The 12,336-nt window shown below is 65.1% G+C and carries 13 protein-coding genes; 7 read left to right on the forward strand and 6 right to left on the reverse strand.

From position 1 onward, the window contains the following. Positions 1–40: 40 nt before the first annotated feature. Together ACNFJ7_RS05145 and ACNFJ7_RS05150 are read right to left on the reverse strand one after the other, a co-directional pair. On the reverse strand, positions 41–334 hold the full coding sequence (locus ACNFJ7_RS05145) for a hypothetical protein (RefSeq protein WP_019369513.1): 294 nt from the start codon (positions 332–334) through the stop codon (positions 41–43). A gap of 161 nt (positions 335–495) precedes the next feature. Continuing rightward, positions 496–2,115: a phosphoenolpyruvate carboxykinase gene (locus ACNFJ7_RS05150; protein WP_019369514.1), complete on the reverse strand. Its 1,620-nt coding sequence runs from the start codon at positions 2,113–2,115 to the stop codon at positions 496–498. Positions 2,116–2,302: 187 nt separating this feature from the next. On the opposite strand from ACNFJ7_RS05150, the gene ACNFJ7_RS05155 reads away from it, so the two are divergent. From ACNFJ7_RS05155 to ACNFJ7_RS05185, 7 genes are all read left to right on the forward strand, one after another. Next, positions 2,303–3,013, forward strand: coding sequence for a response regulator transcription factor (locus tag ACNFJ7_RS05155; protein WP_019369515.1), 711 nt, complete (start codon positions 2,303–2,305; stop codon positions 3,011–3,013). Then, positions 2,982–4,559, forward strand: a complete 1,578-nt coding sequence (locus ACNFJ7_RS05160) for a sensor histidine kinase (RefSeq protein WP_026009143.1) — start codon at positions 2,982–2,984, stop codon at positions 4,557–4,559. The genes ACNFJ7_RS05155 and ACNFJ7_RS05160 overlap by 32 nt, the downstream gene beginning before the upstream one ends. Before the next feature lie 49 nt (positions 4,560–4,608). Beyond that, entirely contained in the window at positions 4,609–5,553 is a 945-nt protein-coding gene (gene rapZ / locus ACNFJ7_RS05165; protein ID WP_019369517.1) for an RNase adapter RapZ, read from the forward strand. After that, the gene (locus ACNFJ7_RS05170; protein WP_019369518.1) at positions 5,550–5,957 is read left to right on the forward strand and encodes a PTS sugar transporter subunit IIA; all 408 of its coding nucleotides are present in this window, start codon (positions 5,550–5,552) and stop codon (positions 5,955–5,957) included. The genes rapZ and ACNFJ7_RS05170 overlap by 4 nt, the downstream gene beginning before the upstream one ends. Further along, the gene (locus ACNFJ7_RS05175; RefSeq protein WP_019369519.1) at positions 5,954–6,226 is read left to right on the forward strand and encodes an HPr family phosphocarrier protein; all 273 of its coding nucleotides are present in this window, start codon (positions 5,954–5,956) and stop codon (positions 6,224–6,226) included. The genes ACNFJ7_RS05170 and ACNFJ7_RS05175 overlap by 4 nt, the downstream gene beginning before the upstream one ends. A gap of 183 nt (positions 6,227–6,409) precedes the next feature. Continuing rightward, positions 6,410–7,213 (forward strand): TrmH family RNA methyltransferase, encoded by an 804-nt coding sequence (locus tag ACNFJ7_RS05180; RefSeq protein WP_019369520.1) that lies wholly within the window; start codon positions 6,410–6,412, stop codon positions 7,211–7,213. Between the two features lie 121 nt (positions 7,214–7,334). Beyond that, a complete protein-coding gene (locus tag ACNFJ7_RS05185) occupies positions 7,335–7,901 on the forward strand; it encodes an META domain-containing protein (protein ID WP_156804365.1) in 567 nt (188 codons plus the stop codon). A 52-nt stretch (positions 7,902–7,953) separates the two neighbouring features. Here ACNFJ7_RS05185 and ACNFJ7_RS05190 read toward each other — a convergent pair whose 3' ends face one another. From ACNFJ7_RS05190 to recR, 4 genes are all read right to left on the reverse strand, one after another. Continuing rightward, positions 7,954–9,210: a hypothetical protein gene (locus ACNFJ7_RS05190; protein ID WP_082664520.1), complete on the reverse strand. Its 1,257-nt coding sequence runs from the start codon at positions 9,208–9,210 to the stop codon at positions 7,954–7,956. A 205-nt stretch (positions 9,211–9,415) separates the two neighbouring features. Then, complete coding sequence (locus ACNFJ7_RS05195) at positions 9,416–10,819, reverse strand: DNA recombination protein RmuC (RefSeq protein WP_019369523.1); 1,404 nt, start codon at positions 10,817–10,819, stop codon at positions 9,416–9,418. 316 nt (positions 10,820–11,135) lie between these two features. Continuing rightward, the gene (gene def / locus ACNFJ7_RS05200) at positions 11,136–11,660 is read right to left on the reverse strand and encodes a peptide deformylase (RefSeq protein ID WP_019369524.1); all 525 of its coding nucleotides are present in this window, start codon (positions 11,658–11,660) and stop codon (positions 11,136–11,138) included. Positions 11,661–11,691: 31 nt separating this feature from the next. Next, on the reverse strand, positions 11,692–12,288 hold the full coding sequence (recR, locus tag ACNFJ7_RS05205; RefSeq protein ID WP_019369525.1) for a recombination mediator RecR: 597 nt from the start codon (positions 12,286–12,288) through the stop codon (positions 11,692–11,694). Positions 12,289–12,336: the final 48 nt, after the last annotated feature.

A 12,336-nucleotide genomic window follows, 5' to 3' on the forward strand; every position in this document is an offset into this window, starting at 1 on the left:
ACCGCTTCCCTAGAGCGTTTTCGCTTATGGTGAAAACGCCCTAGGGAAGCGGCGCGAGGTCCGGTTCGACGAAGCCGCGCCGCGCAGCCACCGAAAACAATCGATCGCGGCTATAGAAGCGCAACGGCCAGTCGCGCCGCCCCATCGGCGCGTCCAATAGCCCGCTCACCCGATCGAGCAGTTCGGCCTCGACACACGCCGCGCAATATTGGCGCACGCCGGCAAGGTACACGCGGGTGATCGTCTCGTGATAGCCTTGGTGATCGTCGTTGGTCCCGCCAAGGCTTTCGTTGTAGCGTCGGATGAGCGCGCCGATCTCGACATCGACATCCACGTCTGGCCGCTCGGTAAGCAGATAGAGGCACGCGGCAAGATGCGCTTCATGCGTCCATTCCGCGCGGGGAAGCGTGCAGGCAAGCAGACCCTCTCCGACACGGGCGATCGCCGCGGCGCTGGCGAAGCGCCGCGGCGGTAAGGGCTCGGGCGCGCCGCCGCTCAGGCCAGGGCCCGCGCTTTTGGTGCGGCAGAGCGTACGCCTTGTTCGACATGGTCTTCGAACTGGGCGAAGTTCTCGACGAACTGATCGACCAGCTTCTCGGCCGTGGCATCATATTCGGTCTGGTCCGGCCAAGTCTCGCGCGGGTCCAGGATCGCCGCGTCCACGCCCGGCACCGCCACCGGCACCTCGAAGCCGAAATAGGGATCGATGCGGAACTCGGCCTGGTTCAGGCTGCCGTCGAGCGCGGCGTTGAGCAACGCGCGCGTCGCCTTGATCGGCATGCGATGGCCGATGCCGTATTTGCCGCCGGTCCAGCCAGTGTTGACCAGCCAGCAGGCGACATTGCCTTCCGCGATCCGCTTCTTGAGCAGGTTGCCATAGATTGAGGGGTGTCGCGGCATGAACGGCGCGCCGAAGCAGGTCGAGAAGGTCGCCTCGGGCTCGGTCACGCCGATCTCCGTGCCCGCCACGCGCGCGGTGTAGCCCGAGAGGAAATGGTACATCGCCTGTTCGGGCGTCAGCCGGGCAATCGGCGGGAGCACGCCATAGGCGTCGGCGGTGAGGAAGATCATGTTCTTCGGCACCGGTCCGAGATTGTCGGCCGAGGCATTGGGGATGAAATCGATCGGGTAGGAGCCGCGGCTGTTCTCGGCGAGGCTCGCATCGTCGAGGTCGAGTGCGCGCGTCACCGGGTCCATCACCACATTCTCCAGCACCGTGCCGAAACGCTTGGTGGTGGCGAAGATCTCCGGCTCGGCCTCGGGCGAGAGACGGATCATCTTGGCATAGCAGCCGCCCTCGAAGTTGAAGACCGCGGTGTCCGACCAGCCATGCTCGTCATCGCCAATCAGTGTGCGAGTGGCATCGGCCGAGAGCGTCGTCTTGCCGGTGCCTGAGAGGCCGAAAAAGATCGCGGTGTCGCCTTTCGGTCCAATATTGGCCGAGCAGTGCATCGGCATGATGCCCTGCTCGGGCAGCAGATAGTTGAGCAGGCCGAACACGCTCTTCTTCATTTCGCCGGCATACGCGGTGCCGCCGATCAGGATCAGCTTGTCAGTGAAGCTCACCGCGATCACCGTCTCGCCGCGGGTGCCGTGGCGCGCGGGATCGGCGCGGAAGCTCGGCAGGTCGATGATCGTGTATTCGGGAACGAAGTCCGCCAGCGCTTCCGCTTCGGGCCGAACCAGCATCGTGCGGATGAACAGATTGTGCCAGGCGAGCTCGTTGATCACGCGCACCTGCACGCGATGCTCCGGCTGCGACCCGCCATACAGGTCCTGGACGAACAGTTCGTCGCGCTTGCCCAGCTCGGTGAGGAAATCGGCCTTGAGCGCGGCGAAATGCGCGGGTGTCATCGCCTGGTTGGTCTTGCCCCACCAGACGCTGCTCTCCGTCTCGGCATCCCGCACGATGAATTTGTCCTTCGCAGATCGCCCGGTATGTTTGCCGGTAGCAACGACCAAAGGACCATCGGCCGCCAGCCGCCCTTCGCCGCGGCGAAGAGAGTGTTCCACCAATGGTGCGGTAATCAGATTCCAGTGCAGCGTTGCACCGGTAACAAAACCCTGCTCGCCAAGATCGTGGCGCGATTGCCGATTGCTCACCCAAACCTCCATATTTATTATTACGCCATTTATATGACAAAACAGACGATTTGCCGTTGGCGCAACTTTATTGCGGACCATTGCTTGCATGGAGGCCGGAGCGGGGTCAATCCGCGTTAACGTTGTCAGGTTGTTGAGGCGCGCCGAACTTTGGTCTAACGGGTGGTATGATGATTTTGCGCCAGCCCAGGGCCGCCGGATGACTGCGACGATCGCGCTGGTCGACGACGACCGCAACATCCTGACCTCCGTATCGATCGCGCTTCAGACCGAAGGCTTTCTCACCCGCGTCTATTCGGACGGCGAAAGCGCCCTGAAGGCGCTTATCGAAAACCCGCCCGAGCTGGCGGTGCTCGATATCAAGATGCCCAAGATGGACGGGCTGGAACTGCTTCGACGCCTGCGCGAGAAGAGCAGCATCCCGGTGATCTTTCTCACCAGCAAGGATGATGAGCTGGACGAAGCGCTCGGCCTGGCGATGGGTGCGGACGACTATATCGCCAAGCCCTTCTCGCAGCGCCTGCTGATCGCTCGCATCCGTGCGATTCTCCGCCGCACCGAGCCTGCACAACCACTGGCCGAGGGCGCCCCGCCGGCGGAGCCCGCCGAGGTGCTGGAGCGCGGACGACTGACGATGGATCCGGCGCGTCACAAGGTGACCTGGGGCGGCATCAACGTCACGCTCACCGTCACCGAATTCCTGATCCTGGAAACGCTTGCCCAGCGCCCGGGCATCGTCAAGACGCGCAACCAGCTGATGGACGCCGCGTACCAAGACGATATCTATGTCGACGATCGCACGATCGACAGCCACATCAAGCGCGTCCGCCGCAAGTTCCGGCAGGTAGATCCGGAATTCGACGCGATCGAGACGCTCTATGGCGCGGGCTATCGCTTCTCGGATGAATGACGAGCGCGACCTGGCGCTGCGATGGTCGGGCCGGGTCAGCCTCACGCCACGGATCCTGGCGGTCAACATCTTCGCGTTGGCGCTGCTGTGCGGCGGGTTCTTCTATCTCGACAGCTATCGCAGCCGCATCGTCGACAGCCGCGTCGAGCAGACCAGCCGCGAGGTGCGGCTGATCGCGCAGGCGCTGGCCTCGGCCACCGACAAGCGCCGCGACCTGCTGGTGCTCAGCCTCGCGCGCGACATGGGCACGCGCATCCGCCTCTATGATCCGCAGGGCAAGCTGCTCAGCGACAGCCGCGAGCTCGGCCTGCGCAACCTGGTGCTGCGCGATCCGGACAAGGATCCGGTGGGGCAGACGATCGCCCGCTTTCTCGATGCGGTGATCGACAAGGTCGCCGGTGCCGATCGATCGCCGCTCTATCGCGAGCGCCCGCGCGACGCCGGACTTAACTGGCCCGATGTGCGCACCGCGCTGGAAACGCATGCCGCCGCCGCTACGGTGTGGCGCGCGCCCGATCGCACGCCCGTCATCACCGCCGCCGCGCCGATCACCGGCCTGGGCGTGGTGATGACGGCCTTCAACGCCCGCGACATCACGCAGACGGTGCGTCTCGAACGTTATCGGCTGGGCGTCGTCCTCGGCATTGTCTCGCTGGTTTCGGTGCTGCTCTCGCTGTTCCTGGCGCGCACCATCGTCCGGCCGCTGCGCCGGTTGGCGCTGGCCGCCATCCGCGTGCGGCTCGGCCGGGCCCGCGAAGTGGTGGTGCCGCGTCTGCCCGAACGGCGCGACGAAATCGGCATGCTCGCGCGCGCCCTGTCCGACATGAGCCAGGCGCTGCGGGCGCGGATCGATGCCACCGAAACCTTTGCGGCGGACGTGACGCACGAACTGAAGAACCCGCTGGCCTCGCTCCGTTCCGCGGTGGAAGGGCTGTCGACCGTCAAGGATCCGGCTTTCCAGGCCCGGCTGCTCGATATCGTGCGCGACGACATCCACCGGCTGGATCGCCTGATCACCGACATTTCCGAGGCCTCCCGGCTGGATGCCCAGTTGAGCCGCGCGACTTTTGAGCCATTCGACCTCGGCGCGCTCCTCGCCGCGTTGGTGGCGCAGCGCGCGGAGCGCGGCACGCTCGGCGATGTGCGGCTGCGTTTCGATCGACCGCGCGGGCAATCGATGCAGGTCATGGGAGAGCCGGCGCGCCTGGAACGGGTGTTCGAAAATCTCATCGAAAACGCCCTCTCCTTCTCTCCGCCCGGCGGCCTGGTCGCCATCGCGGCCGAGCAGGAGGAAGCGGGGATGCTCGCCGTCCGCATCGAGGACGAGGGCCCCGGCGTGCCGGAGGAGGCGCGCGAAGCGATCTTTCGCCGCTTCCATTCGGTGCGCCCCTCCAGCGAAGCGTTCGGCCAGCATTCCGGTCTCGGCCTTGCCATTGCGCGCACCATCGTCGAAGGCCATCAGGGCAGCATCGTGGTGGAATCGCGGGAAGACAGGCTCAGCGGCGCGCGGTTCGTGGTTCGTCTTCCGCTGGCGGAGCAACCATGAGCGCCCTTGCCAGTTCCTCCCGCTTCGCCCGTATCCGGAAGCACATCGCATGAACCCGCGTCGCCCGAAGCACATCCTTCTCGTCACCGGCATGTCCGGCGCCGGCAAGTCGACGGTGCTGCGCACGCTGGAGGATCTCGGCTGGGAAGTGGTGGACAATCTGCCGCTGCTGCTGCTCAACCGCCTGCTCGATACCGCCCCTGCCGAAGCCGCCGAGGGCGACGACCAGCGTCCGCTGGCGCTCGGCATCGGCACCCAGACGCGCGGCTTTGATCCCGAAAGCGTCGTCCAGCGCATCAAGAAGCTGCGCGAGGAACAGGGCCATGACGTCGGCACGCTGTTCCTCGAATGCGCCGGCGCGGAGCTGGTCCGCCGCTATTCCGAGACCCGCCGTCGCCACCCGCTGGCGCAGGATCGTCCGGCGGTGGACGGCATCGCGCGCGAACGCGAGCTGCTGGGCCCGCTGCGCCGCTGGTCCAACCGGCTGATCGACACGACGGACATGACCGCCAACGCGCTTGCCCAGGCGATCCGCGCGATCTTCTCGGCGGACGGCACCGGCAAGACCACCTTCAGCGTCACCTCGTTCGGCTTTTCGCGCGGCCTCCCGCGCGACGCCGATCTGGTGCTGGACATGCGCTTCCTGCGCAACCCGCACTGGGATGCCGCCCTGCGTCCCGGAACGGGCAGGGATGCCGATGTTTCCGCCTATATCGCCGCCGATCCGGCCTATGATGCAGCGATGGAGCAGATCGAATCGCTGCTGTTGCTGCTGCTGCCGCGCTATCAGGCGGAAGGAAAATCCTATGTCACGATCGCATTCGGCTGTACGGGCGGCCGACATCGATCGGTGCACGTCGCGGAGCGCGTGGCGCGTCGGTTGCGCGCGGCGGGATTTTCCCCCACGGTAACCCATCGCGACTTGCAGACCGCGCCGCAGGACTCGCTGGAGGGAGCGCCGGTGACGATACAAGGGGGCGGAGAAAAACAATGATCGGGTTGGTACTCGTGACGCACGGACGGCTCGCCGAAGAGTTCGTCGTCGCGATGGAGCATGTAGTGGGAAGCCAGGAGCAGGTCGCCGCGATCTGCATCGGCCCCGAGGACGACATGGAAACGCGCCGTGCCGACATCAAGGCGGCGATCGCCGCGGTCGATTCGGGCAAGGGCGTGATCGTGCTGAGCGATCTGTTCGGCGGCACGCCCTCGAACCTCGCCATCTCGCTGATGGAAGCGGGGCGGATCGAAGTGATCGCCGGCATCAACCTGCCGATGCTGATCCGTCTCGGCAGCGCCCGCACCACGATGAAGGTTACAGAGGCGGTGGCCGCCGCCCGCGATGCGGGCCGCAAATACATCACCATCGCCTCGGAGGTTCTGGGAGAAGCCGCCGCGTGAGCCGTACCAGCCGCACCGTCACCATCGTCAACCGCCGCGGCCTCCACGCCCGCGCCAGCATGGCCTTCGTCACCCTCGCCAGCACCCAGCCCTGCGAGCTCACCGTCGAGAAGGACGGCAACAGCGCCGCCGGCACCTCGATCCTCGATCTGATGATGCTCGGCGCCGCCAAGGGCGACACGATCACGATCTGGGCCGAAGGCGACGGCGCCGAGGGCGCGGTGCAGGCGCTGGTCGAACTGGTCGAAGCGCGGTTCAACGAGGAATAGGCCTCCGCCCCTGCGCTCCCCTCCGGCTTGCGGGAGGGGTCGGGGGAGGGATTGACGTGGAAGAGGCGCTGCACCGTTCCAGCCCCTCCCCTAGCCCCTCCCGCAAGCGGAAGGGGAACGCAGGCTAAGCGCGCCGCCGCACCCCAACTAGCCCCCGCCCCCGTCCCGCCCTATAGCGCCGGGATGCCACGCGAAATCACCGCCTATTCCAACCCCCTCATCAAGCGCATGCGCAACCTGCGCGACAAGCGCCACCGCCGCGAAGAGGGGCTGTTCCTCGCCGAGGGCCTGCGCATCCTGACCGAGGCGCGCGAGGCCGGCCGCATCCCCGATTATCTGTTCTACACCGCCGAGACCGCCCGCCACCCGCTGGTCGTCGCCCTCGTCACCGCCACCGAGGCGCAGGGCGGCGAGGCGATCGAGACCAATGCCGACATCCTGTCGAAGCTCTCCGGCAAGGACAATCCGGGCGCGGTCGTCGGCGTGTACCCGGAGTTCGCGCTGGACCTTGCCGATATCGACCGCAGCACCGCGCCGATCTGGCTGGTCGCCGAGCGCCTGCGCGATCCCGGCAATCTCGGCACCATCCTGCGCACCGGCGACGCGGTGGGCGCCGGCGGGCTGATCCTGATCGACGACTGCGTCGATCCCTTCTCGGTCGAGGCGGTGCGCGCGAGCATGGGCGCCTTGTTCACCGTGCCCGTCGCCCGCGCCCGCTGGGAGGAATTCGAGCCCTGGCTGCGCGCCGGCCCCGGCCAGCTCGTCGGCCTCAGCCTCGACACGGATCACGACTATCAGGCCCCGCGCTACGCAGCACCCACCTTCCTGCTCACCGGCAACGAGGCGCAGGGCATGCCGCCGCAACTGGAAGCCGCCTGCGATCTTCTGGTAAAGATCCCCATGCTCGGCAAGGCGGACAGCCTCAATGCGGCCGTGGCAACGGCGGTGATGGCCTATGAAGTACGCAACCAGTTCCGGCAGGGGTGATGGGATGGGGGTGACGTTGCGCGGCCACCCTCACCCTTCCCACTGCCTGCGGCAGCGGGCCAGCATCGGGTCGGCCCTGCCCCCGGCAGGGCCTGAACAGTGCGGGGGCACTGTTCACCCGATGCTCCTCTCCCAAGGGGAGAGGGAGCAAGACCCCTCTCCCCTTGGGAGAGGGAGGGGCCCATCGCGCCAGCGATGGGAGGGTGAGGGTGAAGGCCCATGCAAATACGCCGCCGCCCTCCTCCTGGCCCTAACCCTCCTCCTCCCCCTCCCCGCCGCCGCGCAGACCACCGACCCCACCCCACCCCGCGAGCAACCCCGCGCCGAGACGCCCCCGCTCTCCCCCGAGGAACAGCGCCTCCTTGGCGACTGGCGCATCACCGGCGTCGACGGGCACGCCGTCATCCCCGGCAGCCGGCCCCGGCTAAAGCTGGAGGGCCTGCGGATCAGCGGCACTACCGGCTGTAACACGCTGGTCGGCATCTATCGGGTGGAGCGCGGCTACCTGACCACCGGCGGCGTGATCACCACCCGCCGCGCCTGCTCTCCGGCGCTGATGCGGCAGGAAAAGGCGCTGCTCGCCCTGCTCGACCAGCGCCTGGCGGTCCAGCAAAGCCATCGCGGCCGGCTGCTGCTCACCGGGCGGGATGGGAAGACGCTGGTGCTGGTGCGGGCAAGCGCACAATAGCAAAACCACCCGCACCGACTAACCTAATCATGGAAAAACAGAATAGAATTGGTCAGATAATCCACTTTGCGTACTCAGCCTTCGCCTGAGTTGGCACAGTGGCAGGATCGATCATTTTAACCAACGCCTTAAATCGATCCCGACAAGACTGGTACGCATATAACCTACTGGCTAAAATCGTTTGCTTTAGCGGCAGTTCAAGAAAAATAGACACTTCAGCCGGTGAGAGCGATTTTACCATAGTTACGTAGTAGGTGTAGGCGCCATTCGAAACACCGTATCGGCTGCCGGTAGCTGCGGTGGCGAGCGCCTCTACGAAAGCATGCTGAGCGCTTTCAGGTACTCGGTTTTGAGACGTAAGGCCAAGTAGACGTTCCGCGAACGGGGGCTCGTTATAGAAGTTGTTATAATCTTGATGAACCGACATCAGCGATTGAGCGGCCTTCGTTATAAGAAGGTGAACTTCTGCTTCACCAAGCAATGATAGCAAGCCGAGACGCTCAAAAAACTGCTGCGAAGCAGTATGCCTAGCTACCTCACCCTTAGCTACGTAATCCTGATGCCTATCAACAAGAGTTGACTTAGTGTTTGGGGTTAGAACATCCAATATCGCCTGACAAACACCTATAGCGTTTACACGTGCTTCTTCGCCAGACGCTGGATCACAGTACATTCCATGAAGGGTCCCGAAAAGCATTTCACGCTGAGCGTCAAACGTTTCAAGAAGGCGGCGCTTCCACGCATCAAGCTGGTCGGCCGAAAAGCGGCTAAGTTTAAGCGCAGCCAGAAAAGCGGGAATGTCTACGCCAACTAGGTTGCGCTCATTAGACAAAGCATGGCGAGCAACACGATTGAGAAATGATAAAAGCTCATCTTCATCAATTACCCCCATCGAAGGATGAGCAGCGGAGAAATTATTTCTGATCGCTCGACATTGATCTAAGAGGAAAAATCCATCTTCAGATATGAGGTTCAACTTCAGACACAGCTGAAGCAACTCCACATCCTTCAGATCGACCAGCGCAGCCTCATCAAATTGTTTTCCAATTATCTGAGGAATAACATTGAGGCCAAAACGTCGAACTTTTTGGCGAAGTTCGACAACAGCTGCGTTCCATGCATAGTTAATGGCGCTGTCGAACAAGCCAGACGCCACAGCTACACACATTCGGGCCAAGGTCTCATTGCGGTGTTCAGCCGGGATCCTGCCCAGCAGCCGCGGAAGGTTTCCCCAAGCATGGTCGATTTGATCGTCAACCGCCAACACCTGACGATCAACACCCAGCGCCGCTGTTAATGCGTCTAGCATCGGCCCCGTCACACCTGTGACTGCGGGCAGAGCTAACGGCTGAACCGCGCCCAAACTTCCACTCATTGTCTTTGAAACTCCCCCACTGAAATTCTCAAATCGAACATTTCGCCAGATTAGTGAACAATCTGCTTACAGGGAAGAATCATATTCGGATCAAGTCACCCCTAACGTGCAAGTAGACTTGGCGCCAACAGTCTCCTGCTCACTCCGCCGCAGCCGCTTCCTCCACCTCGCCCCCCTCGGGCGCCGGCAGTTCCGCCGTCGGTGCCCGCGCGATCACATCAACGCTGTCGATCGTATCCAGCGCGCTGTTCCCGACATCCACGTTGAGCGCCTGGAAGCGCCGCGCGGAGACCATCACCCGGCCTTCGAAGCTCGCGACGAACTTGTTGTAATTCTCCACCGCGCTGTTCAGCCCGCCGCCGACGCGCTTGAGGTGGCTCGCCGCCGTCGCCAGCCGCTCGTACAGTTCCTTGCCCAGCTTGCCGACTTCGCGGGCATCCTCGGTCAGCTTCTGCTGGCGCCACATCGACGCGACGGTGCGGGCGAGCGGCAGGAAGGCCGAGGGGCCGGCGATGATCACCCGGTTGCGCGCCGCGCGCTCCCACAGCTCCATGTCCACTTCCAGCGCGCTCGACAGGAAATTGTCGCCGGGGATGTACATGATCACGAAATCGGGCGCCTTTTCGAACTGCGCCCAATAGGCCTTGCGCGACAGCGCGTCGGCATGGGTGCTCATCGCCTTGGCATGGGCCTTCAGCGCCGCCGCGCGCTCCTCGGCGCTGGTCGCCTCGGCGGCCTGGAGATAGCCGTCGAGCACGCATTTCACGTCGACGATCAGCTGCTGGTCGCCCGGCAGGCGGATGATGAAGTCCGGCCGCAGCATGCCGTCCTCGGTGGTGACCGAGACTTCGGCGGCGAAATCGACATGGCCGGAAAGCCCGGCGATCTCGATCAGGTTGCGGAACTGCTGCTCGCCCCAGCGGCCGCGCGTCTTGGGGGCGGCGCGCAGGGCATTGACCAGCTTGGAGGTTTCCGCGCGGGTCTCGCCCAGGCTGGCATGGACGGCGCTGATCGCCTCGCGCAACTGGCCATAGCTGTCGCTGCGATCCTTCTCGACGCGCTGCAGGCCTTCCTCATAGCGCTTGAGCGTGGTGTCGATCGGCTGGAGCAGCGTGCGCAGCCGCTCCTCATTCTTCTCGCCCGCCTGGTGGAAGCGCGCCTCGGCGCGTTCGAGAAAGGCGCGCTGCGTCTCGCCGAGCATGGTCGAGGCGAGTTCGCGGAACTGGCCGGCCATCACCTCGCGGGCATTGACGAATTCGGCGAGCCGCTCCTCGAACGATCCCGCCTTGGCCTTCAATTCGGCGAGCTCGATGCGGGCGGCGTCTCGCTCGTTGCGGAGCATCGCCGCTTCCTCGCGCAGCCGGGGGAGCTGCGCCACGCGTTCCTCGGCCATGGCGAGATCGGTGATCGCGGCCTTGAAATCGGCCTCGCGCCGGGCGCTCTCGGCCCGCGCCTCGCTCGTGCCGCGCGCGCCGATCAGCCAGCCGACCACCACGCCCACGACCAGGGCCACCATCACGAAACCAACGACGAACGGATCCAACACCAAATCTCCCGGGAACAGGAGGCGAACTTACGCCGTGCGGGACGGGGCCGCAAGGGCGGCGGGCGTCGGTTGGGCGCGCGTGGACAAGGGTTCGGTGGATAAATGGCGGGGTGTGGCGGGGCGACGCCCCCTCCCCCTCAATCGTCATCCCCGCGGAGGCGGGGATCCATTTGCCAGGACGGCACGGCACCTGCTTCCACGCACAGGCCAATGGATTCCCGCCTTCGCGGGAATGACGGCGGGAGTCATGGAACAGACGTTTCCTCCCCCTGGCGGGGGAGGATACTGCAGGCTCAACGCGCCGTCGCGATAATCAGGCCGCCTTGCGGGCCTTGTTGAGCTTCTTCAGCAGCATGTCGCGCTTGAGCCGCGAAAGGTGGTCGAGGAACACGATGCCCTCCAGATGGTCCATCTCGTGCTGGATGCAGGTGGCGAGCAGGCCTTCGAAGACCTCGTCATGGCGCTCGCCCTTCTCGTCGAGCCAGGTCACGCGGCAGCGCGCGGGGCGCTCGACATCGGCGAACTGGTCGGGAACGGACAGACAGCCCTCGGTATAGACCGAAAGCTCCTCGGCGGGCTCGTGGATCTCGGGATTGATGAAGACGCGCGGGTGCCGGATCGGCCTGCCCTCCTCGTCCTCTTCCTCCTGCAGGTCCATCACGATCAGCCGCTTGGGCACGCCCACCTGGATCGCGGCGAGGCCGATGCCCGGCGCATCGTACATCGTGTCGAACATGTCGCCGATCAGCGTGCGCACGTCGTCATCGACCGCCTCGACAGGGGTGGAGACGAGACGCAGACGCGGATCGGGTACTTCGACGATGGGGAGGATGGCCATCGCCTAAATTTAGGTGGCGCGGCCCGCAGCGTCAAGCAACCGGGCGGCGCGCGCGGAGCGCCTGGGCGAGCGTGCCTTCGTCGAGATAGTCGAGTTCGCCGCCCACCGGCAGGCCGTGGGCGAGTTGGGTGACGCGCACGGGGAAGGCTTCCAGCCGTTCGGAGACATAGTGGGCGGTGGTCTGGCCCTCGAGCGTGGCGTTCATCGCGAGGACGACCTCGTCGATGCCCCCCGCGCCCACCCGGCGGACCAGCGCGTCGATGCGCAGGTCCTCGGGCCGCACGCCGTCGAGCGCGGAGAGCTTGCCGCCCAGCACATGGAAGCGGCCGGGGAACAGCCGCGCGCGGTCGAGCGCCCAGAGGTCGGCGACTTCCTCCACCACGCACAGCGAACGGTCGTCGCGGCGCGGGTCGGCGCAGATCGCGCAGGGGTCGTGCGTGTCGACATTGCCGCAGATATGGCACGTGGTGAGCTTCTGGCTCACCGCGCTGAGCGCCGCGAGCAGCGGGTCGAGCGTCGTCTCGCGCTTCTTGAGCAGGTGGAGCACCGCCCGCCGCGCCGATCGCGGCCCGAAACCGGGCAGCCGCGACAGGGCCTGGGTCAGCGCTTCGATTTCGGGAGAGGCCATTCGTGTCACATAGGGGCTTGCATGCGCGCCTGCCAAGCGGTTGAGGGG

It is taken from the genome of Sphingomonas sp. HT-1, from assembly GCF_048568905.1.
GTDB lineage: Bacteria > Pseudomonadota > Alphaproteobacteria > Sphingomonadales > Sphingomonadaceae > Sphingomonas.

Bases quoted from the DNA above. Each gene is read 5' to 3' on its own strand.
- ACNFJ7_RS05150 (WP_019369514.1), bottom strand. From the start codon at position 2,115: ATGGAGGTTTGGGTGAGCAATCGGCAATCGCGCCACGATCTTGGCGAG.
- ACNFJ7_RS05155 (WP_019369515.1), top strand. From the start codon at position 2,303: ATGACTGCGACGATCGCGCTGGTCGACGACGACCGCAACATCCTGACC.
- ACNFJ7_RS05160 (WP_026009143.1), top strand. From the start codon at position 2,982: ATGGCGCGGGCTATCGCTTCTCGGATGAATGACGAGCGCGACCTGGCG.
- rapZ (WP_019369517.1), top strand. From the start codon at position 4,609: ATGAACCCGCGTCGCCCGAAGCACATCCTTCTCGTCACCGGCATGTCC.
- ACNFJ7_RS05170 (WP_019369518.1), top strand. From the start codon at position 5,550: ATGATCGGGTTGGTACTCGTGACGCACGGACGGCTCGCCGAAGAGTTC.
- ACNFJ7_RS05180 (WP_019369520.1), top strand. From the start codon at position 6,410: ATGCCACGCGAAATCACCGCCTATTCCAACCCCCTCATCAAGCGCATG.
- ACNFJ7_RS05185 (WP_156804365.1), top strand. From the start codon at position 7,335: ATGCTCCTCTCCCAAGGGGAGAGGGAGCAAGACCCCTCTCCCCTTGGG.
- ACNFJ7_RS05190 (WP_082664520.1), bottom strand. From the start codon at position 9,210: ATGCTAGACGCATTAACAGCGGCGCTGGGTGTTGATCGTCAGGTGTTG.
- def (WP_019369524.1), bottom strand. From the start codon at position 11,660: ATGGCCATCCTCCCCATCGTCGAAGTACCCGATCCGCGTCTGCGTCTC.
- recR (WP_019369525.1), bottom strand. From the start codon at position 12,288: ATGGCCTCTCCCGAAATCGAAGCGCTGACCCAGGCCCTGTCGCGGCTG.